We start from the raw sequence: 22,911 nt of genomic DNA on the forward strand, positions 1-22,911 counted from the left end.
CGACCGGCCGAGTGGGGTCGGCGGCCCTGGCCGCACAGCCGATTGGGGACATTGGGCCCTGGACGGGCGATGACGCGGCGACCAGGCTGGTCGCATGCCGACGATCGATGCTGGCGGCCGCCCCGGTAGCTCCGCCACGGTGTTGGAGCGGTTCGATCGCGACGTGCTGCTGGCCACCGGGCGAGCAGTACGCATCCGCCCGTCGGGCGACACCGACGTGGCGGCGATGCGGTCGTTCTACGAATCGCTCAGCGACCGGTCGACGTACTTCCGGTTCTTCGGCCTCCGCCCCGCCCTGCTCGACCCGTACATCGATCCGGCAGCGGCGCTCGACATCGAGCACCGGGTGGTGCTGCTCGCCTACGACGGGGACGAGCTCATCGGCATCGGCGAGTACATCCGGGTGCCGGGCCGCCCCGAGGCCGAGGTGGCCTTCGCCGTCGCCGACAGCCACCAACACGAGGGGGTGGCCACGGTTCTCCTCGAGGACCTCGCCCTGATCGCCCGGGCCGCCGGCCTCACGAAGCTGGTCGCCGAGACGCTCGCCACCAACGACGCGATGCTCGTCGTGTTCCGGTCGGTCGGCCTGGTCACACGCTCGTGGTACGACGCCGGGCAGATTCACGTCGAGCTCGACCTGACGGGCGAGTCGCTGCTCGAGGATCGCGCCGACGGGCGTGACTGGGTCGCCGCTGTGGCGTCCCTGCGGCCGATCCTCGAGGCGCGCCACGTCGTCGTGATCGGCGCCGGTCGCGACCCCTCGTCGGTCGGGCGGCAGATCCTCGCCAATCTGCGGCAGACGTTCCACGGCCGCGTCAGCGTCGTCCACCCGGTCGTTGACGACGTGGATGGGATCGCCACGGCGCGGCGGGTCGGCGATCTCGACGCGGTCCCCGACCTCGCGGTCGTGGCCGTCCCGGCGGCACATGTGACCGACGTGGTCGAACAGTGCGGGCGGGCTGGGGTCAGAGCGGCCGTCGTCATCTCCGCCGGATTCGCCGAGGCCGGCGACGACGGCGTGGCCCGGGAACGCGACCTGATCCGCGCCGCGCGGCGGCACGGAATGCGCATCGTGGGTCCCAACTGCCTCGGAGTCGTGTCGACCGGCGTCGGTCTCGACGCCACGTTCATGCGGCATCCCCTGCGCGCGGGCTCCATCGCGATCGCGTCCCAGTCGGGTGGCGTCGGCATCGTCCTCGCCGATGAAGCGGCCCGCCGCGATCTCGGCGTGTCGACGTTCGTGTCGATGGGGAACAAGGCCGATGTCAGTGGCAACGACCTCCTGCGCTACTGGGTCGATGACCCGGCGACGAGGGTCGGCCTGATGTACCTCGAGTCGATCGGCAACCCGCTCCGCTTCGCCCGAGTCGCCCGGGCCGCGTCCCGGCGTCTCCCGCTCGTCGCCCTCAAGAGCGGACGCTCCGAGGCGGGCCGACGTGGCGCCCGCTCGCACACGGCCGCTCTCGCCGCCGACGACGCTGGCATCGACGCGCTCTTCGCCCACACTGGCGTGATCCGCGCCCACTCGCTCGACCACCTCCTCGACATCGCCGCCCTGCTCGTCGATCAACCGGCTCCGTCGGGCCGGCGCGTCGCCCTCGTCGGCAACACAGGAGGACCGTTGATCCTCGCCGCCGACGCCGCTGCCGCCACCCACCTCGACGTGGTCGAGCTCTCCGGAGAGCTGCAGGACCGCCTGCGCGCCTTCGTCCCCGACGCCGCGGCGCTCGCCAACCCGATCGATCTGCTCGCCACGGCCACACCCGACCAGTACCGGACCGTGCTCGACACGATTGCCGACTCGGGGGAGGTCGACGCGTGCGCGGTCATCCACGTCAACCTCGCCAGCCACGCCGCAGCGGCCCCGCTGCCCCTCGACTGGTCGGATCGACAGGTGACGGCCGCCGCCGTGCTGCTCGGTGGCGCGACGGCCGTCGGGTCGATGCCCCGCTACCCGACGCCGGAACGGGCCATCGCCGCGCTCTCCTCCGCCGCCGATCGCGGTGCCTGGCTGGCGTCCGTGGCCTCCGAGCCATTCCACGCTGAGGACGTCGACCTGCTGGCGCTCCGGCACCGGGCCCGCAGCCTGGCCGAGCACAGCGAGCCGAACGGCTGGCTCGCCCCGAGTGACACGTTCGAACTGCTGAGTGCACTCGGCGTGCCGGTCGCATCCTGGGCGGTCGCCACCACCGCCGCCGACTGTGTCCGCCAGGCTCAGCGGCTCGGATTCCCGTGCGTGCTCAAGGCGGTCGTTCCGGGGATCGTCCACAAGACCGAGGCCGGCGCGGTGATCTGCGGCATCGACAACGCGGCGGCGGCCCGCCGGGCCGTCCGCGAACTCCAGCAACGGTTCGGCAGCCAGCTGCACCACGTCCTCGTCCAACAGCAGGTCGGACCGGGGCCCGAGCTGCTCGTCGGTGGCGTCCGCGACCCGGCCATCGGGCCGCTCGTCGTCGTGGGTGCCGGCGGCACGGCGGCCGAGGTGTTGCGCGACCGCTCCGTGATGCTCGCCCCGGTCAGCGACCGGCAGGCGCGAGCGGGCGTCGAGCGACTCCGCATGTACCCGCTGCTCACCGGCTTCCGGGGTCGTCCGTCCATCCCCACCGAGCCGATCATCGACATCGTCGGGCGGGTCGGGCTGCTGATGGCCACCGTCCCGGAGATCGCCGAACTCGATCTCAACCCCGTCATCGGCGCCTCGAGCGGCACCGTCGTGGTCGACGCCCGCATCGCCCTGAGCCCGGCACCGGTCGGACCGCTACGCGGCTTGCGCGTGTCCACCGGGCCAGGCAGCCGCAACGGGGACAACTCGTCGTCGACGACCGACCCTGCGGCGGAGACGCGCGCCCGACGGGACGTTCGACCCTTGTCAATCCGGACTGACGACGGGACGATGGGAGTGCGATCAGTCATCTCTGTGAACGAGGAGGCACCATGAAAGCGACCGTAGGCGATCGGCTCATCGTGAGCGGTCACCATGTCGGCGAACCCGACCGTGACGCCGAGATCCTCGAGGTCCACGGCCCGAACGGCGCGCCGCCCTACCAGGTCCGCTGGTCCGACGACGGCCACGAGTCGTTGCTCTTCCCGGGGAGCGATGCCCGTATCGAACACTTCGATCACCACCGCGGTCGTGCCCGCACCGACTCTGGTCCGAGGCGGCCCGCCGCGCCCTCACCGTGACGGCGTGGGCCGTCGGCACGCCAGCCCCGGCGGCATCCGAGCCGCTGGTGGCTGTCGACCGCCCGAAACCGGAACCGGCGACCGGGCAGATCCGTGTCCGGGTGACGGCGTGCGGCGTGTGCCGCACGGATCTCCACCTCGCAGAAGGTGATCTCCCACCCCGCCGGCATCTCACCGTCCCGGGCCACGAGATCGTCGGCGTCGTCGACGCCCTTGGCGCCGGTGGCTCACGGTTCGAGCCGGGGCAGCGGGTCGGCATCGCCTGGCTGCGATCGACGTGCGGACGGTGCCGCTGGTGCCGGGCAGGCAGCGAGAACCTCTGTGAACGCCCGCGATTCACCGGCTGGGACGACGACGGCGGCTTCGCCGAGTGGGCGGTCGCCGACGAGGCGTACGCCTACGCGCTCCCCGACCGCTACGACGACGTGCACGCGGCACCCCTCCTGTGCGCCGGCATCATCGGATATCGCTCCCTACGCCGCACCGACCTGCCTCCGGGCGGACGGCTCGGCATCTACGGATTCGGAGCGTCCGCCCACCTGACCGCGCAGGTCGCCCTCGCGGCCGGCGCGACCGTGCACGTGATGACGCGGTCGGCCGATGCGCGAGAGCTCGCCCTCGAGCTCGGCGTCCACTCTGCGGGCCTGGCTGACGCGCCGCCACCCGAACCACTGGACGCGGCGATCGTCTTCGCGCCGGCCGGCGAGCTGGTCCCGGTGGCCCTGCGGGCCCTCGACCGCGGCGGCAAGGCGGTCCTCGCCGGCATCCACATGTCGCCGATCCCCCCGCTCGATCACCGACGTGAGCTCTTCGACGAGCGTGAGCTCCGCACGGTGACGGCCAACACTCGCCGCGACGGCGAGGAGTTCCTCGCCATCGCGGCGAATCTCGACCTCCACGTCGTCGCCCAGCCCTACCCGCTCGGCGCCGCCAACCAAGCATTGCGCGACCTGGCCGAGGACCGGATCCGCGGCGCCGCCGTGCTGATCATCGACGACGCGACATCGCCTCAGGGAGCGACGACCCGATGACCGATCACCCCATCACCCTGCCGGACCACGACGAGTTGCTCGTCGACACCGTGGACACCGCACGATGGCCGAATCCGTTGATCGAGCATGGCCTGGAGCCCGTCGAGGACGACCACGGCTTGCTGTGCTCGTCGGACATCCGGTCGTTCGCCGCGTTCGTCGACCGTGGCGAGCTCCCACCCGCGTTCGAACCGGCGGGGCCCCGACGGCTGCTCGGGTTCGATCCACGCGCCGTCACGGCGGGAGTCGTCACGTGCGGCGGGTTGTGCCCCGGCACCAACGACGTCATCCGGTCCTTGACGTTGACGCTCCTCCACGGTTACGGCGTTCGCCGCGTCATCGGCTATCGGTACGGCTTCGCCGGCCTCGCCGACCCACTGCGCCTGCCACCGCTCGCCCTCACCGCCGCGGCCGTTCGGGACGTCCACCTGCACGGCGGCACCGTCCTCGGCTCGTCACGAGGCCCTCAGGACCCGGACGCGATGGTGCGAACCCTGGTGCACGACCGCGTCTCGATGCTGTTCTGCATCGGTGGGGACGGCAGCGTGCGCGGGGCATCGGCGATCGTCGCTGCCGTGCGGCGGCTCGGGCATCGCATCGCCGTCGTGAGCGTGCCCAAGACCATCGACAACGACCTGGACTGGGTGGATCGGAGCTTCGGCTTCGCCACGGCGGTCGACGCCGCGGCCAGAACGATCGGCGCGGCCCACGTCGAAGCACGCGGCGCGCTCGACGGGATCGGCCTCGTCAAGCTGATGGGCCGGCACTCCGGGTTCATCGCCGCCCACGCATCGTTGGCGAGGCCCGACGTCAACCTGTGCCTCGTCCCCGAGGTGCCCTTCACCCTCGCCGGCGACGGCGGCGTCGTCGACGTGGTCGCCCGCCGGTTGGCGCGTCGCCGCCACGCCGTGATCGTCGTCGCCGAAGGCGCCGGCCAGGACCTGCTGGCGCCGCCCGCGGCGACCGATGCGTCCGGCAACACCAAGCTGGCCGACGTCGGCACCTGGCTGCGGGATCACCTGAGATCCGATCTCGGCGAGCTCGGTGTCCACGCCGACATCAAGTACCTCGACCCCAGCTACGAGATCCGCTCGCTCCCGGCCAACGCCACCGACGCCGCCTTTTGCCTGTCGCTGGGACAGATGGCTGCCCACGCCGCGATGGCAGGCAAGACCGACGTCGTCGTCGGGTATCACCAGGGCCGCTTCACGCACCTCCCCAACGATCTGGTCACGCGGCGACGGCGGCAGGTGCAACCGACGGGCGATCTGTGGCAGCGAGTGCTGCAGTCGACGGGACAGCCACTCGCGCTGATCGGCGACCCCGCTCGGCACCCGGAGACGACGGCCGCGGCCACCTGACGACTCGGGACCAACGGCACTGGCCCGGCCGCCTCCTCCTCCGTACCGTCGAGACGAGAGAGAGGAGCTGCGATGACCGCACCACTCGGAACGACCTCACCGGTACCCGTCCAATCGGCGGCGACACCGGCTGCGAGAGCCATCCACGCGGTCAAGATCTATGGCGCAGGCGACACGAGGGTCACGGCGCTGGACGACGTCTCGGTCGACTTCGAAGCCCGTCGTCTCACGGCGATCATGGGGCCGTCGGGTTCCGGGAAGTCGACCCTGCTGCACTGTCTCGCCGGCCTCGACCGGCTGACGTCCGGTTCGGTGCTCATCGGTGACACGGACCTGTCGACCTTGAACGATCGTCAACTCACGCACCTGCGTCGCGACCGCATCGGCTTCGTCTTCCAATCGTTCAACCTCGTGCCCACCCTCACGGCGAGGGAGAACATCGAGTTGCCCGTCGCGCTGGCCGGCCGGCGGGCGGATCCGGCCTGGTTCGAGGCCATCGTGACGCAACTTGGTCTCGGCGATCGGTTGCGCCACCGACCGTCGGAGTTGTCGGGGGGCCAGCAGCAGCGAGTGGCCGCGGCGCGAGCGATGATCAGCCGTCCTGAGCTGATCTTCGCCGACGAGCCCACCGGCAACCTCGACTCGAAATCGGCGACCGACCTGCTCGACAACGCCCGGGCGTCGGTCGAGGGGCTCGGTCAGACGATCGTCATGGTCACCCACGATCCACGCGCGGCCAGCTACGCCGACCGGGTCCTGTTCCTCGCCGACGGACGCGTCGTCGACGAGCTGCAGCGCCCCGCGATGGACAGCATCCTGGACGCCCTCAAGCGGTTGGGAGACTGAGCCGCCATGCTCGGCATGACACTGCGGTCGATGTTCGCCCGCAAGCGGCGGATGGTGAGCATGGCGCTCGCCGTCGTGCTCGGCGTGGCGTTCCTCGCCGGCACGCTGGTGTTCACCGACACGATCAGCCGCACGTTCGACGACCTCTTCGCCGACATCTATGACGACACCGACACCATCGTGCGGTCGGCCACCGGCATCGAGGTCGAAATGGCGGGCGAACAGCGCGGCCGCATCCCACAGTCGACGCTGAGCACCGTGCAGGGCGTCGCCGGCGTCGCCGATGCACAAGGGTTCGTGCAGGGCTTCGCCCAACTCGTCGACCACGACGGCGATGCCATCGGCAATCCCGGACAGGGACCGCCCACACTCGGCATGAGCTACCTCTCCGGTCGGTTGGGACCCTGGACACTCACCCAGGGCAGCCGCGCACCGGGACCCGGTGAGCTCGCCATCGACCGCAAGAGCGCGCGCGACGGCGACTTGGAGCTGGGTGACCTGGTGACCGTCATCACCCAGACCGGTGCGCACGAGTTCCCGCTGGTCGGCATCGTCCGGTTCGGCTCGGTCGACTCCCTCGCCGGCGCCAGTGTCGCCCTGTTCGATCTGACCACCGCCCAGCAGGTGCTGATCGGTGACGTCGGCGAGCTCGACACGATCATGGTCGCCGCCGAGCCGGGCGTCTCCGAGGAGGAGGTGACCGAACGCGTCGCCGGTGTCCTGCCGGACGGACAAGAAGCGGTGACCGGGGCCGAGATGACCGAGGAGCAGCAGGACTACGTCGCCGACGCGATGGGGTTCTTCACGACCTTCCTGCTCGTGTTCGCGGTGATCGGACTCGTCGTCGCCTGCTTCACGATCTTCAACACCTTCCAGATCGTCATCACCCAACGCCTGCGAGAGATGGCTCTCCTGCGCGCGATCGGCGCCACGCGGCGCCAGGTGCTGGCCGCGCAGCTCCTCGAGGCGGTCGTGGTCGGCACCATCTCATCGGCGGTCGGCCTCGGCGTCGGCGTCGGTGTCGCCCAGGGCCTGAAGGCATTGATGGCGGGCTTCGGCATCGACCTCCCCGCCGGCGGGACCGTCCTGCAACTGCGCACCGTCGCCGCATCGATGGTCATCGGAACGGCGGCGACGGTGGTGTCCGCGGTGTTTCCGGCACTACGTGCCTCGCGAGTCCCACCCATCGCCGCGCTGCGCGACGTGGCCGTCGACGTCAGTGCCCACTCCTCGCGGCGTCTGCTGATCGGCGGCGCGACGACCGCGCTGGGAGTTGCCGCCTTCGTCGCCGGCCTCGTCGGGTCGGAGATCGCCTGGGTAGGGCTGGGTGCCCTGGTGACCTTCCTCGGCGTCTTCGTGCTCGGTCCGCTCGTTGCCGGGCCGACCGCCGACACCGTCGGTGCGCCACTCGCCCGCTTCCGGGGCATCGCCGGCCGGCTGGCGCGCCAGAACGCAACCCGCAATCCCAAGCGCACGGCGCGCACGGGCGGCGCCCTGATGATCGGTGTCGCCCTGGTGATCGCGATCAACGTGATCGCAGCGTCGGCCAAGGACTGGATCCGTGACGTGATCGGCACGCAGTTCACCGGCAGCCACGTCGTCACCAGCGACACGTTCGCCTTCGGCGGCCTCAGCCCCGAGCTCGGCGCCGAGCTCAGCGCCCTCCCCGAGATCGAGGCGGCCGCCGGCGTCCGCACCGGCGTCGCCCAGATCGTCGGCGACGGCGATCTGTCCGACATCGCCTATGTCGCCGTCGATCCTGACAGCGCGGGTCAGGTCTTCGAGATCGGTGTCGCCGATTCGGTGCTGGAGTCCCTCGACGAGACCGGGATCCTGCTCGACGACGGCGAGGCGGCCGCGCGCCGGCTCGGTGTGGGCGACGTCATCGACGTGAGGTTCATCGACGGCACCACCCGGCCGCTGACCGTGACCGGGATCTACGCCGACGACGAGCTGGCAGGCAAGTTCGTCGTCAGCCAGGGACTTCACGAGTCCACCGGTGCCGATCAGTTCGACTTCGCCGTGTACATCGCCGTCGCGCCGGGCGTCAGCGACGACGAGGCCCGAGCGGCGATGCAGCCGATCGTCGACCGCTTCGCCAATGCCGAGCTCGTGAGCCGTACGACCTACATCGACGACCAGGCCGCCCAGATCGACCCGCTCGTCAACCAGATGTATGCCCTCCTGGCCCTCGCCGTGGGGATCGCCCTGTTCAGCATCGCCAACAGCATGGCCCTGTCCGTGTACGAACGGACCCGTGAGCTGGGCCTGCTCCGAGCCGTCGGGATGGACCGTGGACAGACCCGCTCGTCGGTCCGGTGGGAGGCCGCCATCGTCGGCCTCATCGGGACAGTGCTCGGGCTACTGATCGGCGTGTCGTTCGGATGGGCGATCAGCGTCACGATCCGCGGAGACGGCCTGGAAGCGTTCTCGTTGCCGCTCCAGCCGGTCGCCGTCGTCACCCTGCTCGCCCTCGCCGGAGCGGTCCTCGCCGCGACCCGCCCGGCCCGGCGCGCCGCCCACGTCGACATACTGCGTGCGATCACCACAGAGTGACCGGCGGCTGGAGTCACCGGGTCCGTCAGTCAAGGCCCGATCGACGGCCGGTCCGCGTCGACCACGGCGAGCACGCGCTGCTGAACCTCGGCCGGCGACGATCGGGTGTCGATCGGTGTGGCTGACGGCCACGGTGTGAACCGCCCGGCCATCACGGCGGCCACGGAGGGGTCGGCGTCCGAGGCATCGGCGTGGCCGCGGGCTCGTTCGACGAGACGGCCGGCGGCGGTCTCCGAGGGGAGCTGGCAGCACAGCTCGACGAGATCGGCGTGGAGTCGACCGGCGGCCACGGCAGCGTCCTGCCGCCACGGCTCCTGGGCGAACGAGGCATCGAGGATGACGCTCTCCCCTCGTGTGAGGAGCGTTCCCGCCCGCTCGAGCATCACGCGGTACGTGCGCTCCGTGGCGGCCGACGTGTAGAGGCCGTGGCCGAACTCCGCGGCCGCGTGGTCGACGGTGTCCAGTCCGGCATCCTGCTTGCGCAGCTCGTCGCTGCTGAGCACCGTCCAGCCGAGGGTGCGAGCGAGGCCACGAGCGACGGTCGTCTTGCCGGTGCCGGGGAGACCACCGACGAGAACGAGTCGCACGCGAGCCGCGCGCAGGTGCTCGAGGCACTGGGCGATGTAGCGGGATGCCTCGGCGTGGTCGGCCGGCGTGCCTTTCAGACACGACACCTTGGCGCGTACCAGAGCGCGGTATGCGATGTAGTGGTCTTCGAGCGAGCGCGGATGGTTCTCCCCGGACAGCCGCCGGTACTCGTCGAGGAGCGATCGGGCGAGCTCGGGATGGCCGAGACGTTCGAGATCCATGGCCAGGAAGCCGACGTCGTAGAGGACGTCCCCCCAGCGCAACGCATCGTCGAACTCCAGGCAGTCGAGGATCCGCGGTCCGTCGTCGAGGCAGAAGATGTCGTCGGCGAGCAGGTCCCCATGGCCGTCGACGATCCGCCCGGCCGAACTGCGCTCGGCGAGCAGCACACCACGACCCGCCAGGTATCTGGTCGCCAATCGCTCGATGTCGCCGAGCGACGGGCGGTCGAGGATCGACGGGACGAACGCGTCGAGCTCGACGAGATTGTCGTGCCAGAGCCGTCGCAGGGCTCGTGGCGTGGCAACGGCGCGGATCTGGTCACTGGTCACTGGTCGCTGCCCTCGCATGGCAACCGGCCATGATCCTGGCGACCGCCTGGAGACACGGCGACACATCGCGTCCCGTGGTGATCAGCGTGGCCAGTCGGCGAGCGGCCGGCATCCGTCGCATGAGAACCGCATGGTCGACGACCCGGCCCTCGTCATCGACGACCTCCTCGACGCCGAGGTACACGTCGGGGCTGAATCGCCGGTTCAGCTCCACCTCGCGGCGACACACCCACTCGCGCCGCTCGGGGGTGGAGAGGTCGACGAAGGCGAACCGGACGGCCTTCTTGAGCTTGTGAGCGCGATCGCCGATGAAGGCGATCCGGGAGACGTGCGTCTCGGCGACCTCGACGCCGGGCCGGAACAGGTCGTCGGCCGCGATCCGCGGCGATCCCACGTCGTCGCCGACTGGTGGCACGTCTCAACCAGCCGCAGGACCCATCGGCCCCATCGGCCCCATCGGACCGCCGATCATCAGGTCACGCGCCGATTCCGACCACGGCGGGCCGAACCGCGTGGGCGGAATCTGGGGCGCCGTCGGTGTCGCCGTGGACGGCACCGTGGCCCCCGGCGACGTGGTCGCGGGGAGCGGTGCGTCGCGAGCGATGTCGATGACGATGCGGACCGGATCGTCGAGGGTGAACACGTCGAAGTCGCGTTGTCGGTCGAGACCGATCGCCCACGACGTCATCCCTTCGAAGTTCTCGAGCATCTGCAGTTCGAGGATGTTGTCGACGTTGGTCGGCACGAACTCCGACGGCCCCTGGTAGCCGCCGCTGTCGGGCGACGTCATCCACGCCCCCACCGAGAGCACCAACGTGGCATCCCCGGCCACGTCCACCGGCGCGCCGCGGGGGGAGTCGAGGATCGGATCGGACTCGTACTGCACCTGGTAGCCGGGCAGGTCCCCGTCGCCCTGGAGCTCGAGCACGACTCGCTCGAAGCAGTCGTGCCCACCCGTGCGGATGTCGGCTCCGACGAGGCTCGACAGGCGCTGAGGGAAGCCGTCGTTCACCGGAGCCGTGTCGCCCAGATCGCCGCAGTCACCCCGCGCGGCCAGCACCTGCTCGCCGGCGCCTTCGGCCGCCGACACCCTCGACGAGGCGACGAGCCCGCCCGCTGCGACCAGCACGCCGGCGGCTGTGAGCCACGTATGTGCGCCGGGTCGCACCGGCCGGACGGATGAGGAGAACCTGCCGTACGTGTGAGCCTTCATGATCGTGCCTCCTGTCTCAACTCTGCTCCTCCCACCGGGTTCCCGGAAGGGGCGAAGGTCCCGGGCCGCCCCGGCGCACGCTCGTCGGCACTCCGCACTGCGGCCGAATGGACTTTCGGCCCTGGCCCCGCCCGGTGGTCCGGCGTGCTCAATGGACGTGGGCTGACACAGACCCGCAGCGAACGGAGGTCGCGACCATGAAGACGATCGAGAACCTGCACCGCCCCGGCGTCGCCGTTCCTCCCGACACGACGCTTCGCGCGGCCGCCGGTGTGATGGAGAACTCCGGAGTCGGCTCGCTCGCCGTCGTGGAGCGCGACCGGCTCGTCGGCATCGTCACCGACCGCGACATCGTCCGGCGGGCCGTCGCTCGCGGCATCCCCTCCGACGCCCGCATCGATTCGGTCATGACGCCCGACCCGGTCACGATCGAGGCCGGTGCCGACGTGCACAGCGTCTACCGCCTCCTGCACGAACACGCGATCCGACGCATTCCTGTCGTCGAGGGCACACGGTTCGTCGGCATGCTCTCGACCGACGACCTGCTCGTCGAGTTGGCGTCCGACCTGGCCGATCTCGCCCGGCCCCTCACCGCCGAGGCCCTGTTCGCCCACCGCGAAGTGCCACCGCTCTCGACGACCTAGGACCCGCCTGCGACGGGTCACGGTGGACAAGCCCGCCGACCGCCGGCTCGGCGCTGCGCGGCGCGACCCTCAGCCTCGTTGCGGGTCGTCGAGGAGCGGTTCCTCCACCGACGCGAAGAACTCCTGCGGCGGCATCGGCCCGCGCGACGGCTGCCGCTCGTCGACGATCTCGAACCGGGTTCCGTCGACGTCCTCCCACGCCTCGATCACAGCCAGGACCTCGTCAGCTGATTGGCACCGCTCCTCATGGGCGACGAGGCCGTCGTGGACGACTCGCACCACGACCAGTCCGGGAGTGCCCGCTTCGTCGAATTCCTGTTGCATGTGTTGCTCCTGCGTCAGGTGTGGTCGGCACGAGGGGAACGCGCCGGTTGCTGGCCGACCAGACGATCGAGTACGACCAGGAGCCACTCGGATGGCTCCTGGTAGGCGAGAGTGCGGGCTGCCAGCTCGAACTCGAGCGGCACGAGGACACGCGTCTGGAGGCGACGCAGGGCGCTCGGCTCCGGAACCCGATCGAGCAGTTCGGCGGCCAGGTACTGGCGGGCCTGCGCCCATCGTGACGAGTCGGCGAAGTTGGCGCGCGTCGCGCCGATCAGCTGGTCGCGCGTGCCGTGGGCGAGCAGGTTGGTCCAGGCCCAGGTCGGTACGCACCGATCGTGGCGGAGATGCCACTCGACGAGCGTTCCCTGCAGGAACGCCTCGGTCTCCTCGACGAGATCACGCCGGCTCCCGGCGTCGGATCGTTTCTTGCGTCGCCACATGTGGCGTCCTCCTCCCGTGCGGGTCGAGAGAGTTCTCCGTAGCGGTCACCTCGCTCGCTGTCAGCATTCTCACGCCGCGTCCCCGATCACCGGAAGGGCCCTAGGTCCCAATTGGACGTCCGTGGCTGCGGCCGGCATCACCCACAGCCGGCCCCGTTGCCCACTCAGAGCAAACGGGGCCGGCCGCGATGTGGCGGCTGGTTCAGCTCCTCGTGACCTCGATCCGCTGGCCATGAGGTGCGGAGTCGTCCACCGGGACCCGGACTTCCAGGACGCCATCGCGGTACGTCGCCTTGACGTCCGTTCCGGTCGCGCCCGCCGGGAGGTGGACCATCCGGTCGAACGACCCGTAGCGGAACTCACTCCGGTACGAGCGATCGTCCTTGTGACTGGACTCCTCCGACCGTTGGGCGTGGATGTGGAGCGTGCCGTCCTTGACGGTCACGGCGATGTCCTTGTCCGGGTCGACCCCCGGCAATTCGGCTCGAACCACCATCGATCCGTTGTCGCGGAACTCCTCGAGCTTCACGTCCGGGCCGGCGAACGCCTGCCACAGATCGGGGAAGCTGAACCGGGACATCCACTGTGTCGGCGCAGGTAGCGTCGAAGTCGGTACCTCGTGGGAGGGTGCCGTCTTGTTGTCCTTCTGCTTGCTCATCTGAGCACCTCCTTCGATCTCAGCTTGCGTCGACCGCATGCGGCCCGACAGGGCCGATGGTCCCGTTCTGGACGACTTCTCTCGCGGCGTCTCCGCGACCCCAGCGGTGGGCGCCGTTACAGGTACGCCGCGGCGTCGTAGTCCCAGTCCGAGGACGGGGGGTCGACCTTCCGTCCCGTGACGACGTGGGGGATGACGATGCGCCACGCATCCCGGCCGTCGAGGATCGGGTGTGAGTCGTACACCTCGTCGGGTGTCACGGCGAGGAGCCGGCCCCGCACGAGCACGCTCCAGCCTCGATCGCGGCCGACCTCGGTGCTGTCGATCTGGAAGGCGACCAACTCGTCGACGCGATCGATGACATTCGTCGGTCGCGTGCGGATCGCGATCATGAACCCCTCCTCCGCCCGCACCATCACGTAGTTCACGGGAAAGACGGCCGGATAGCCCTCATGCACGACGGCGATCCGGCCGACGGTGCGAGCGGACAGCAGGGCGATGCACTCGTCCTCTGTCAAGGACACGACACGCTCTGGCCCCGGCTCTGCGTTCGACTCTTCCACGCACTCATCGTGGGCCCGCCGCGCCCCTCCTCACTAGGGCCGTGCGTCCCGACTTCCACGGCGCCGGGACGGCGGGGTGGGCTGCTCCCGAAGGTGGTCCGCGCTCGGGCCGTTCGCCCCTGGTGCGTGCCGACGTATGCCATCGACGATGGAGGCGATGCAGGACTCCGTCGGTGCCAGCCCATTGGGTCTCACCTCGACGGAGGCACGCGCCCGCCTCGACCGCGCGGGGCCGAATCAGTTGCCGCCTCCTCGGCGTCGCTCGGCCTGGCGTCGCTTCGCGGATCAGCTGCTGCACTTCTTCGCGGTGATGCTGTGGGCTGCGGGCGGGCTGGCGTTCGTGGCCGGGCTCCCGCAACTCGGGGTCGCGATCTTCGGGGTCGTGATCTTGAACGCGGTGTTCGCCTTCGTGCAGGAAAGTCGGGCCGACAAGGCGGCGGAGCGGCTTCGCGCCCTGCTGCCCCAACGAGTGACGGTCCGCCGCGACGGTCGCCCGGTACAGGTCGACGCCCAGGAAGTCGTCGTCGACGATGTGGTCTTGCTGGAGTCGGGGGATCGGATCGCGGCCGACGCGAGCGTCGTCGTCGCCCACGGCTTGCTGGTGGATACGTCGCTGCTGACGGGTGAGAGCGAGCCGACCGCCATGGAGGGCGGGGATCTGTTTGCCGGGAGCTTCGTGGTGGAGGGCGAGGCCGAGGCGGTCGTCACGGCCACCGGGGAGTCGACTCGGCTGGCCGACATCGCCCGGCTCACCGTGCTGACCGAGCGGCCGCCGAGCCCGTTGGCGCGGGAGCTGCACTCCGTCGTGCGCACGGTCGCAGCCATCGCGGTGTGTGTGGGTGTCGCGTTCTTCGCGCTCACGGTGGCGCTTGGCAACCCGGCATCGGACGGTTTCGTGTTTGCCGTGGGGGTGACGGTGGCGCTCGTCCCCGAGGCACTGCTACCGACCGTCACCTTGTCGCTGGCCTGGGGTGCCGAGCAGATGGCCAAGCACCAGGTCCTGGTGCGCGAACTGGAGGCCGTTGAGACGCTCGGGTCGACCACGTTCATCTGCACCGACAAGACAGGCACGCTGACCCGCAACCAGATGACGGTGGTCGAAGCGTGGACGCCGGACGGCATGGCGTTGATCGGTACCCCCGGCTACGAGCCGGTCGCGACGGCCGTGCTCTCCAGCCCCGACGCCCGGGCCGCTCTGGAGCGTCTTGCGCTCGCCTCCGCTCGTTGCTCGGTGGGCTACGTCCACGAGGTCGACGGCGAGTGGCGAGCTCACGGCGACCCGATGGAGGCGGCCCTCGACGCGTTCGCCCGCCGCATGGGTATCGACACTGGCACCGACCGCGTCGAGCACCGCGCCGAAGCCCGCTTCCCGTTCGACCCACGGCGTCGGCGCATGTCGATCGTTGTCGACGGGGAGGTGCTCGCGAAGGGCGCACCCGACGCGGTGCTCCCACTGTGCGTGCAGGATGCCGGCGCGAGCGATGTGCTTGCCGCGCTGACCCAGAAGGGCCTGCGAGTCCTTGCGGTCGCCGGCCGACCCACGGGTGGACGGCTGCCGGCCTCCGCGGAAGAGGCCGAGGTCGGTCTTCGCCTCTATGGGCTCGTTGCCATGGAGGACCCGCCCCGTCCCGATGTCGCGAGCGCCATCGACACGTGCCGCCGGGCCGGGATCAAGGTGGCCATGGTCACCGGCGACCATCCCGCCACGGCCGCGGCAATCGCCTCGGAAGTCGGGTTGCACGTCGAGGGGGCGCCGGTGCTGTGTGGCAACGATCTCCCTGCGGACGGCCAGGTGCTGGGGGCCGTGCTGGACCGCGACGGGATCGTGGTGGCCAGGGTCTCCCCGGAGGACAAGCTGCGCATCGCCAAGGCACTGCGGGCGCGCGGGCACGTGGTGGCGATGACCGGTGACGGCGTCAATGATGGCCCAGCCCTGCACGAAGCCGACATCGGCATCGCGATGGGTGCCTCCGGAACGGACGTCGCGCGGGAGGCAGCCGATCTGGTGCTGCTCGACGACCACTTCGCCACCATCGTCGCCGGCGTCGAGCAGGGACGTGCCACGTTCGTGAACATCCGCCGGTTCCTCACCTACCACCTCACCGACAACGTGGCCGAGCTCACCCCGTTCATCGTCTGGGCGATCTCGGGTGGCCGCTTCCCACTAGCGTTGGGTGTCCTTCAGATCCTCGCCCTCGACCTCGGGACGGACACCCTCTCCGCCGTCGCTCTTGGCGCCGAGCCACCAGCGCGGCATCTGCTCGAAGGCCCACCGGTCTCAGGCCGGCTCCTGAACTACACCGTCGCCCGGCGAGCGTTCGGTGTGCTCGGCCCCACGGTGGCGGTGATGACCATGGCCTCGTTCCTTCTGTGCCTCGTCGTCGCCGGCTGGCGGCCCGGCGAGACGTTCCCTGAGGGGCCCGCTCTGGCTGCCGCGTCCGGCGCGGCGTTCATGACGGTTGTCATCGCCCAGACCGCCAACGCCTTCGCGTGCCGGAGCTCCAGCCAGTGGCCTGGCGCGCTGGGTTGGACGACGAACCGGTTGCTGATCCCAGCCGCCAGCGTCGAGCTCGTCTTCTCGCTCCTCGTCATCCTCGCCGGTCCGATCGCGAGCGAGCTCGGCCACGCCAGCCCCCCGCTGGTTGGCTGGCTCGTGGCCGTCGCCGCTGCCGCCGTGCTGCTCGCCGTGGACGCCATCGACAAGATCCACCGGCGAGCTCGAGCCAGGCCGCGTCACCTCTAGGGAGAGGACCGCAACGACGAGCCACGCCAGCTGATCGGTTCGCCGGGGAACCCCCAACGTGTGGTGGTCGGGGAGGCGGGATTTGAACCCGCGACCTCCTGCTCCCAAAGCAGGAGCGCTACCAGGCTGCGCTACTCCCCGTGGTGCTCCGAAGGATACCGAGCCGCCCGGTCGAACGACGGGAGGTATTCGGATCACGCCTGCGCTGGCCGCCCGGCATGCGAGTGTGGAATGACCGACAGGTGGGCATTCCACACTCGGGAGCACTTCGACACTCGGATGGGTGGGGCGGTGAGGGGGCTCCAGCGTGCCGACTACTGTCACGCTGTGGCGCAGGACGACATCGATCTCGTGCTCGACGATCTGCGAGCGACGATCGCGCCTCAGCACGGCGGGCGTCTCGCCCAGCTCGACCTCGGTCGCGGTCCCTTGCTGCGGCCGCGTGATCAGAGCGATCCGGCCGACCCCTACCACTGGGCGCAGTGGGGCAGCTATCCGCTGGCGCCGTGGTCGAACCGGATCGCCGACGGGCGGTTCACGTTCGACGGGGTGACCCACCAGCTGCCGATCAACTACCCCGACGGCACGGCCATCCACGGCCTCGTCGCCGCGACCGCCTGGTCGGTGACCGAGCAGAGCGCGACCAGCGCGACGCTCCGGACCACCACCGACACACCGCCCTACGCCGTCGCCGTCGAGCAACGGTTCACCCTGCACCCCGAGGGTCTTCACCAGGAGCTCGCCGTGACGAACGGCGGCGACCGCGCCGTGCCCGTCGGTCTCGGGATCCATCCGTGGTTCCGGGCGTCGCCGTTCTGGGCCGACGTCTCGCACATGTGGCCGGCGGGTGACGATTGCCTGCCGACCGGACCACCTGTCCCGGTCGATGCCGACCACGACGTGTCACTCGACGGCGAGGGCCGGCGACGGGTGCCGCCAACCATCGACACCTGTTTCACCGGCATCGGCGAGCGGCGGGCCGTCCTCGACGACCTGATCATCGAGTGGAGCGACGACATCGACCACCTCGTCGTGTACACCGGCGTGCCCGGGTGGATCTGCGTCGAGCCCGTCACCAACGCCAACGACGCGTTCAACCTCGACCAGCGGGGCATCGACGGCACGGGGACGCGCGTCCTCGGGCCCGGGGACTCCACCTCGTGCCGCTACCGGTTCCTCGTCCCGCCCGGCGGGACAGGGGTCGGCTGAACGAGCCCAACGAACCGCGCATGTCGTCGGTCGAGATCCCCGGGGGGCAGGGCATCTCGCGGCGCAGGCTGATGAAGGCGGGCGCAGCAGTCGGCGCAACAATGGTGATCGGAGGCGCACGCGAGCCGTCGGCGAGACGCGAGGCGACGCCAGGGATGCGGGTCGGAGTGATCGGCGGCGGCATGGCCGGGCTCGAGACCGCATGGTTGCTCGACGGCATTCACACGGTGACGGTCCTGGAACGAGATGAGTTCGTCGGCGGGCACGCCGAATCCGTCGTCGTGGACGTCGGCGACGATGTGCACTGGGTCGACGTGGGCGCCCAGTACTTCGCGCGACGTAGCTACCCGAACTTCTGGAAGCTGGTGACCGACACGCTCCGGTTGCCGATCGTGCCCGCCAACATGACGATCGCGATGTGGCAGCACGGGGCGCCCGGCCTGACGTTCTCGTCGGTCGACCCCTCGGCCCAATTGGACAACGCGGTGGCGCTGCTCACGTTCACGACCGCGGCCCAGGCCGACTGGGCGGGACCCCAACGGCTCGGCACGGGCGACTGGAGCACCACACTCGGCCAGTACGTCGATCAGCTCGACCTCTCGCCGACGGCGACGAGCACGGTCATCTACCCGCTCCTCGCCGCCCTCAACGGGACGTCGACGGAGGAGAACAAGGCGGTCGCCGCCCGGGGCGGCGTGGCGTTCCTCGCCCGCCCGGTCGACCTCGCCGACCCTCTGGGTGTGAACTACCACAACGTGGCAGACGGCCTTCAGGCCGTGGCCGAGGCATTGATCGGCCAGTTGACGACGACCGACATCCACACCTCCGCCGAGATCGTCGGCGTGAGCCGGACCGGCGACGAGTTCACGGCGACGGCAGCCGACGGACGCCAGTTCACGTTCGACGAGATCGTCCTGGCCCTGCCGCCGGAACCGGCCAGCCGGCTCGCCGAGCAGTTGGGCGCGGGCGGTGTGGGCATCGCTGAGATCTACGGTCGGCAGCAGTACTTCTCGGCCAGCGTGGCCATCCACACCGACTCGATCTACATGCCGACCGATCCGGCGCACTGGGCGTCCTACAACGCCCGCAACGACGGTGACCAATGCGAGGCGAGCATGTGGTACGGCGCGATCCAGGACCGGGCCGCCGGGCTACCGGTCTTCAAGTCGTGGACGACGAACCGCCGCGAACCTCCCACGAGCGTGCTGGCGAACAGGGAGTACCGACACCCGAACATCACCCCGGCGTTCATCGCGGCCCAGCGGTCGCTCGCCGAGATCCAGGGCGACGAGGGGATCTGGTTCGCCGGCACCCACACGTTCGACGTCGATTCCCAGGAGAGCGCGCTGGTTTCCGCGTGCATCGTGGCTGCCGGCCTGGCGCCGCAGTCGACGCGACTGGTCGCGCTGGCGCCGGTCATCGAGCCGATCTGGGAGAGCCATCGGGCGCCGGTCCGAACTCGCTAACGTCGCTCGGGTGTCGATCCGCCGCAGCTGGGTGACCCGCGTCGGCATCCTCGCCGGACTCGTCCCCATCGTCGCCACGCCCACGGTGTCGGCCACATCGCCGCCGGCCACCGGCCCCTCCTCGACGGCGCTCGTCGGGCCGTCTGCCACGTCCAGCGCCACTCCCCCGGCGACGACATCCACGGCTCCTGCGCCATCGACGACGACATCGACATCGACCACCACGGCACCGCCCGTCGACCTGCTGGCCGGCGTAAACTGGCTGCAGGCCGTCGTGCCGTCGCCGTGCGGCGACGGCGACGTCCAGGTCATCGGCGGCGCCGCGATCGTCGGCGTCGAGCGAGTCGTGCTCGACGACGTCCGCCCGATCGCCCCGTTCGACGGCCTGGCGCTGGCGTTCCTCTCCTGCGAGCAGGCCGGCGGGGTGATCCGGACGCGCAGCGCCGCGCTCCTTCAGGTCGCCGCCGACCACTCGGTGACGGTCATCGCCGAACAGGAGCTGCCCGCCGGCCGCATCCTCGCCGCGGACGGCCCCACGTTCACCGTGGAATCCGGGGAGGGGCCGGTGCCGGGTGACGGCTGCTGCGCCCCACTCGTGCGACGGCAGACGTTCACGGCCACCGCCGATGGCTTCGACGTGGTCGACGGCGGACAGCTCTCGGCGTTCGAACAGACCGTCACTCCCCAGCCAACACAGCTGGGGAACGCCGAACTGGTGCGGATGAGCGTTCCCGCCGCCGCCCTCTGCTACCGGTGGGGCGACGCCTCGCTGTACCCGCAGGACCCACCGGCCGAGCCCGTGCCGCCCACCGAGCCATCGGCCGAGCTGCAGACGATCCGGCTGGCGATCATCCACGTCACGGGGCGATGGGTTCCGCCCGCCTCGACCATGACGCCCGAGATGGGCGCGGTGGTCGCCGCCTACCAGGAGTCCCGCGGCCTGGTGGCCGACGGGGTGGTCGGCCCACAGACGGCCCGCACGTTGGCCGGCGATCTCGGCTGCCCGGAGACCGGGTCGTTCCGTCAGATCGACCCGCCCCAACTCGGACCGCGCCGCTACAGCGGGGTCGCCGAGCTTCTCGCCGCCGCGGCGCGCTACGGCACCACCGGCCAGAGCGGCAACCCATCGCTCGATGCCCTCTTCGTCGCCGCCTCGTGGGATGGCGCCAACGCGATGTTCCTCGGGTGCGCCCGACGCCAGTCCCCCACGTCCGGGGTGACGTGCAGCTGGAGCGGCCGGACGCCGTTGCAGATCGTCGGACTGGTCGACGACCCGTCGGTGGATGGCATCGGGTCCTTTTCCGTGCTCTACGCCCGGAGTGCAGCACCCGCCTGAGGCCAGGCGACCGGGATCCACCAGCGGCTCGATCGACTATCGTTTGGACCCGAATGATTAACGATCGCCCGCTCATCGGCCTGACCGGTCGGGTCGCTCGGGGGTCGCAGTTCGCCGGCATGCCCGCCAACTTCGCCGACGCCTCGATCGACATGTACGTGTCGGCCTATGCCGCAGCGGTCGCCGACGCGGGTGGGTTGCCGGTGCATCTGCCCCAGGCCGTCGACGTCGACGAGTACCGCGGCGTGCTCGACGGCGTCCTGCTCAGTGGTGGTGCCGACATCGACCCGGCCCGCTACGGCGCCAGGCCCGAGGCCGAGCTCCACGGCCCCGAACCGGAGCGGGACGCGATGGAGCTCGACGTGATCGACATGGCCGTCGCCGACCACGTCCCGGTGCTCGGGATCTGCCGCGGGTTCCAGCTGCTCAACGTCCACGGCGGCGGCACGTTGCACCAGCACGTGCCCGATCACGCCCGCTTCGACCTGGCCCCCGACGCCGAGACCGACACCGTCGTCATCACGCCCGGGTCTCGCCTCCACGACCTGTACGGACCCGAGGTGGCCATCAACTCGCTCCACCACCAGACGATCGACCGCCTCGCCGAGGGCTGGGAGGTGGTGGGCCGGAGCGGCGACGGGACCATCGAGGCGATCGAGTTGCCGGATCGGGACGCCATCGCCGTGCAGTGGCACCCCGAGATGCTGGCCGGCGCAGCATCGGACCCGATCTTTGCCTGGCTCGTCGAGGCTGCGTCACGGCGCCGCCGGCAGAGGTCGACACGACGATGAGCCGAGCACCAGCCCCCGATCCCGAGCTCCTCCCTGCCGAGATCGAAGTGGGCGAGCGCCTGCGTGAGCTCGGTCTCGACACCGCTCTCGACCTGGACGCCATGGCCGCGTTGTCCAACGTCTTCCGCGCCGCCAACGCCGCGCGGTCTCAGCTGGAACGATCGGTCCTCACCGTGCACGACCTGTCGTTCACCGCCTTCACCGTGCTCTGGGTCCTCTGGGTGTGGGGCGAGCACGAGTTCCGCGATGTCGCCGCCAACAGCGGCATCACCAAGGGCACGCTCACGGGCGTCCTCTCCACGCTGGAACGCCGCCAGCTCGTCGAGCGCCGACGCCACGACGAGGATCGGCGGCGGCTCTACGTCGCCCTCACGCGACGCGGAACGAGCCTGATGTCGAAGCTGTTCGTCACGTTCAACCGCGGCGAGTCGGCGATCGCCGCCGGTCTCGACCCTGGCGAGCGCCACGAGCTCGCCCGCCTGCTCCGCAAGCTGCAGCGTTCCGTCGAGGGCGTGGACCAGTCGGGGCCGGGCAATGGGTGAGATCGTCGGCGCCGCCCTCGTGGCCCACGTCCCCACCATCGTGCTTCCCGAGGCCACCCGCCACGAGCTGAACGAGGGCAAGGAGATCAGCCTCGTCCCCGGGCTGCACCGCATGCGCGCCGAGAAGCTCGACGCGCTGGGCGCCGACACCTACGTGGTGTTCGACGCTCACTGGTTCACGACCGTGGAGTTCGTCGTCTCCTCGCACGAGCGCCGGACGGGCCGCTACACCTCCGACGAGTTGCCGCGTGGCATGAGCGGCGTGCCTTACGACTTCCCTGGCGATCCCGAGCTGGCTGCGCTGATGGTCGAGGAGGCCACGGCCGCCGGCACCTGGTTGACGCCCATCGACGACCCGTACCTGCCCCTGCACTACGCCACGGTCAACCTGTTGCCGTTCCTCCAAGGGCCCGAGCGGTGGGTGAGCGTGAGCCTGGCCCAGACGGCCGAGACCGACGACTTCGAACGCGTCGGCGAGGCGATCGGCCGGGCGATCGCCCGCAGCGACCGCCGAGTCGTGCTCCTCGCCAGCGGGGCGATGAGCCACACGTTCTGGAAGCTCAAGCAGCTCCGCAATCACGAAGCGTCCGATCCGGTGCACATCCGCACGCCCGAGGCGCGTGCCGCCGACCAGCAGCGCATTGCGTGGATGGAGGCCGGTGACCACGCTCGCGTGCTCGACTCGATGCCCGATTTCCTCCGGTTTCACCCCGAAGGCATGTTCGGGCACTACATCATGATGGCGTCGGCACTCGGGGGCAGGAACTGGCACGGTCGCGGCGTGAAGTACTCGGAGTACGAGAACTCGATCGGCACGGGACAGATCCACATCTGGTTCGACTGAGGTGCGCGTCACGGATGGTGCC

The 22,911-nt window shown here is 70.4% G+C and carries 21 protein-coding genes and 1 tRNA gene; 14 read left to right on the forward strand and 8 right to left on the reverse strand.

Features of this window, described 5'->3' with window-relative positions; all coding sequences use genetic code 11:
• The first annotated feature begins 94 nt into the window (after nucleotides 1-94).
• The 6 genes from DN771_RS13555 (at nucleotide 95) to DN771_RS13580 (ending at nucleotide 8,977) form a co-directional block, all read left to right on the forward strand.
• Nucleotides 95-2,938 carry a bifunctional acetate--CoA ligase family protein/GNAT family N-acetyltransferase gene (locus DN771_RS13555; protein WP_116998080.1) on the forward strand — a complete coding sequence of 948 codons (2,844 nt, stop codon included), beginning with the start codon at nucleotides 95-97 and terminating at the stop codon, nucleotides 2,936-2,938.
• Complete coding sequence (locus DN771_RS13560) at nucleotides 2,935-3,183, forward strand: DUF1918 domain-containing protein (protein WP_116998081.1); 249 nt, start codon at nucleotides 2,935-2,937, stop codon at nucleotides 3,181-3,183. The genes DN771_RS13555 and DN771_RS13560 overlap by 4 nt, the downstream gene beginning before the upstream one ends.
• Nucleotides 3,180-4,214, forward strand: a complete 1,035-nt coding sequence (locus tag DN771_RS13565; RefSeq protein WP_116998082.1) for a zinc-dependent alcohol dehydrogenase family protein — start codon at nucleotides 3,180-3,182, stop codon at nucleotides 4,212-4,214. Before DN771_RS13560 ends, DN771_RS13565 begins: the two co-directional genes overlap by 4 nt.
• The gene (locus tag DN771_RS13570; protein ID WP_116998083.1) at nucleotides 4,211-5,575 is read left to right on the forward strand and encodes an ATP-dependent 6-phosphofructokinase; all 1,365 of its coding nucleotides are present in this window, start codon (nucleotides 4,211-4,213) and stop codon (nucleotides 5,573-5,575) included. Before DN771_RS13565 ends, DN771_RS13570 begins: the two co-directional genes overlap by 4 nt.
• 72 nt (nucleotides 5,576-5,647) lie before the next feature.
• Entirely contained in the window at nucleotides 5,648-6,421 is a 774-nt protein-coding gene (locus DN771_RS13575; RefSeq protein WP_116998084.1) for an ABC transporter ATP-binding protein, read from the forward strand.
• Between the two features lie 6 nt (nucleotides 6,422-6,427).
• Entirely contained in the window at nucleotides 6,428-8,977 is a 2,550-nt protein-coding gene (locus DN771_RS13580; RefSeq protein ID WP_116998085.1) for an ABC transporter permease, read from the forward strand.
• Between the two features lie 29 nt (nucleotides 8,978-9,006).
• Here DN771_RS13580 and DN771_RS13585 read toward each other — a convergent pair whose 3' ends face one another.
• The 3 genes from DN771_RS13585 to DN771_RS13590 are packed head-to-tail and all read right to left on the reverse strand — an operon-like array spanning nucleotide 9,007 to nucleotide 11,329.
• The gene (locus tag DN771_RS13585) at nucleotides 9,007-10,116 is read right to left on the reverse strand and encodes a bifunctional aminoglycoside phosphotransferase/ATP-binding protein (RefSeq protein WP_205528580.1); all 1,110 of its coding nucleotides are present in this window, start codon (nucleotides 10,114-10,116) and stop codon (nucleotides 9,007-9,009) included.
• Nucleotides 10,106-10,531, reverse strand: a complete 426-nt coding sequence (locus tag DN771_RS30060; protein WP_205528581.1) for a hypothetical protein — start codon at nucleotides 10,529-10,531, stop codon at nucleotides 10,106-10,108. The genes DN771_RS13585 and DN771_RS30060 overlap by 11 nt, the downstream gene beginning before the upstream one ends.
• Before the next feature lie 3 nt (nucleotides 10,532-10,534).
• The gene (locus DN771_RS13590; RefSeq protein ID WP_116998086.1) at nucleotides 10,535-11,329 is read right to left on the reverse strand and encodes an AMIN-like domain-containing (lipo)protein; all 795 of its coding nucleotides are present in this window, start codon (nucleotides 11,327-11,329) and stop codon (nucleotides 10,535-10,537) included.
• 197 nt (nucleotides 11,330-11,526) lie between these two features.
• Between DN771_RS13590 and DN771_RS13595 the strand changes: the two genes are divergently transcribed.
• Entirely contained in the window at nucleotides 11,527-11,973 is a 447-nt protein-coding gene (locus tag DN771_RS13595; RefSeq protein WP_162941919.1) for a CBS domain-containing protein, read from the forward strand.
• A 69-nt stretch (nucleotides 11,974-12,042) separates the two neighbouring features.
• Here DN771_RS13595 and DN771_RS13600 read toward each other — a convergent pair whose 3' ends face one another.
• The 4 genes from DN771_RS13600 to DN771_RS13615 all read right to left on the reverse strand — a co-directional run bounded on the left by DN771_RS13600 (nucleotide 12,043) and on the right by DN771_RS13615 (nucleotide 13,919).
• The gene (locus tag DN771_RS13600; protein ID WP_116998088.1) at nucleotides 12,043-12,297 is read right to left on the reverse strand and encodes a hypothetical protein; all 255 of its coding nucleotides are present in this window, start codon (nucleotides 12,295-12,297) and stop codon (nucleotides 12,043-12,045) included.
• 14 nt (nucleotides 12,298-12,311) lie between these two features.
• The gene (locus DN771_RS13605; RefSeq protein WP_116998089.1) at nucleotides 12,312-12,737 is read right to left on the reverse strand and encodes a hypothetical protein; all 426 of its coding nucleotides are present in this window, start codon (nucleotides 12,735-12,737) and stop codon (nucleotides 12,312-12,314) included.
• Between the two features lie 202 nt (nucleotides 12,738-12,939).
• Nucleotides 12,940-13,395 (reverse strand): Hsp20/alpha crystallin family protein, encoded by a 456-nt coding sequence (locus tag DN771_RS13610; RefSeq protein ID WP_116998171.1) that lies wholly within the window; start codon nucleotides 13,393-13,395, stop codon nucleotides 12,940-12,942.
• Nucleotides 13,396-13,511: 116 nt separating this feature from the next.
• Nucleotides 13,512-13,919, reverse strand: coding sequence for a pyridoxamine 5'-phosphate oxidase family protein (locus DN771_RS13615; protein WP_162941920.1), 408 nt, complete (start codon nucleotides 13,917-13,919; stop codon nucleotides 13,512-13,514).
• Between the two features lie 187 nt (nucleotides 13,920-14,106).
• Between DN771_RS13615 and DN771_RS13620 the strand changes: the two genes are divergently transcribed.
• Nucleotides 14,107-16,701 (forward strand): cation-translocating P-type ATPase, encoded by a 2,595-nt coding sequence (locus DN771_RS13620; protein ID WP_420810928.1) that lies wholly within the window; start codon nucleotides 14,107-14,109, stop codon nucleotides 16,699-16,701.
• Between the two features lie 64 nt (nucleotides 16,702-16,765).
• Here DN771_RS13620 and DN771_RS13625 read toward each other — a convergent pair.
• Nucleotides 16,766-16,842 (reverse strand) — tRNA-Pro (locus DN771_RS13625).
• Between the two features lie 186 nt (nucleotides 16,843-17,028).
• Here DN771_RS13625 and DN771_RS13630 point away from each other — a divergent pair.
• The 6 genes from DN771_RS13630 to DN771_RS13650 are packed head-to-tail and all read left to right on the forward strand — an operon-like array spanning nucleotide 17,029 to nucleotide 22,889.
• Nucleotides 17,029-17,910, forward strand: a complete 882-nt coding sequence (locus DN771_RS13630) for an aldose epimerase family protein (protein ID WP_162941921.1) — start codon at nucleotides 17,029-17,031, stop codon at nucleotides 17,908-17,910.
• 20 nt (nucleotides 17,911-17,930) lie between these two features.
• Nucleotides 17,931-19,376: an FAD-dependent oxidoreductase gene (locus tag DN771_RS13635; protein WP_116998092.1), complete on the forward strand. Its 1,446-nt coding sequence runs from the start codon at nucleotides 17,931-17,933 to the stop codon at nucleotides 19,374-19,376.
• 10 nt (nucleotides 19,377-19,386) lie between these two features.
• Nucleotides 19,387-20,712, forward strand: coding sequence for a L,D-transpeptidase family protein (locus DN771_RS29510; RefSeq protein WP_162941922.1), 1,326 nt, complete (start codon nucleotides 19,387-19,389; stop codon nucleotides 20,710-20,712).
• 53 nt (nucleotides 20,713-20,765) lie between these two features.
• The gene (locus tag DN771_RS29515) at nucleotides 20,766-21,503 is read left to right on the forward strand and encodes a gamma-glutamyl-gamma-aminobutyrate hydrolase family protein (protein ID WP_162941923.1); all 738 of its coding nucleotides are present in this window, start codon (nucleotides 20,766-20,768) and stop codon (nucleotides 21,501-21,503) included.
• The gene (locus tag DN771_RS13645; protein WP_116998093.1) at nucleotides 21,500-22,045 is read left to right on the forward strand and encodes a MarR family winged helix-turn-helix transcriptional regulator; all 546 of its coding nucleotides are present in this window, start codon (nucleotides 21,500-21,502) and stop codon (nucleotides 22,043-22,045) included. Before DN771_RS29515 ends, DN771_RS13645 begins: the two co-directional genes overlap by 4 nt.
• Nucleotides 22,038-22,889, forward strand: a complete 852-nt coding sequence (locus DN771_RS13650; RefSeq protein ID WP_116998094.1) for a DODA-type extradiol aromatic ring-opening family dioxygenase — start codon at nucleotides 22,038-22,040, stop codon at nucleotides 22,887-22,889. Before DN771_RS13645 ends, DN771_RS13650 begins: the two co-directional genes overlap by 8 nt.
• Nucleotides 22,890-22,911 lie beyond the last annotated feature (22 nt).

The sequence above is a fragment of the Desertimonas flava genome (assembly GCF_003426815.1).
In the GTDB taxonomy this organism is placed as follows: domain Bacteria; phylum Actinomycetota; class Acidimicrobiia; order Acidimicrobiales; family Ilumatobacteraceae; genus Desertimonas; species Desertimonas flava.

Excerpts from the sequence above, each read along its gene's own strand:
- DN771_RS29515 (WP_162941923.1), top strand. The coding sequence starts at position 20,766 with ATGATTAACGATCGCCCGCTCATCGGCCTGACCGGTCGGGTCGCTCGG.
- DN771_RS13595 (WP_162941919.1), top strand. The coding sequence starts at position 11,527 with ATGAAGACGATCGAGAACCTGCACCGCCCCGGCGTCGCCGTTCCTCCC.
- DN771_RS13645 (WP_116998093.1), top strand. The coding sequence starts at position 21,500 with ATGAGCCGAGCACCAGCCCCCGATCCCGAGCTCCTCCCTGCCGAGATC.
- DN771_RS13575 (WP_116998084.1), top strand. The coding sequence starts at position 5,648 with ATGACCGCACCACTCGGAACGACCTCACCGGTACCCGTCCAATCGGCG.
- DN771_RS13555 (WP_116998080.1), top strand. The coding sequence starts at position 95 with ATGCCGACGATCGATGCTGGCGGCCGCCCCGGTAGCTCCGCCACGGTG.
- DN771_RS13650 (WP_116998094.1), top strand. The coding sequence starts at position 22,038 with ATGGGTGAGATCGTCGGCGCCGCCCTCGTGGCCCACGTCCCCACCATC.
- DN771_RS13590 (WP_116998086.1), bottom strand. The coding sequence starts at position 11,329 with ATGAAGGCTCACACGTACGGCAGGTTCTCCTCATCCGTCCGGCCGGTG.
- DN771_RS13635 (WP_116998092.1), top strand. The coding sequence starts at position 17,931 with ATGTCGTCGGTCGAGATCCCCGGGGGGCAGGGCATCTCGCGGCGCAGG.
- DN771_RS13600 (WP_116998088.1), bottom strand. The coding sequence starts at position 12,297 with ATGCAACAGGAATTCGACGAAGCGGGCACTCCCGGACTGGTCGTGGTG.
- DN771_RS13605 (WP_116998089.1), bottom strand. The coding sequence starts at position 12,737 with ATGTGGCGACGCAAGAAACGATCCGACGCCGGGAGCCGGCGTGATCTC.
- DN771_RS13570 (WP_116998083.1), top strand. The coding sequence starts at position 4,211 with ATGACCGATCACCCCATCACCCTGCCGGACCACGACGAGTTGCTCGTC.
- DN771_RS13610 (WP_116998171.1), bottom strand. The coding sequence starts at position 13,395 with ATGAGCAAGCAGAAGGACAACAAGACGGCACCCTCCCACGAGGTACCG.
- DN771_RS13560 (WP_116998081.1), top strand. The coding sequence starts at position 2,935 with ATGAAAGCGACCGTAGGCGATCGGCTCATCGTGAGCGGTCACCATGTC.
- DN771_RS13620 (WP_420810928.1), top strand. The coding sequence starts at position 14,107 with ATGGAGGCGATGCAGGACTCCGTCGGTGCCAGCCCATTGGGTCTCACC.
- DN771_RS13580 (WP_116998085.1), top strand. The coding sequence starts at position 6,428 with ATGCTCGGCATGACACTGCGGTCGATGTTCGCCCGCAAGCGGCGGATG.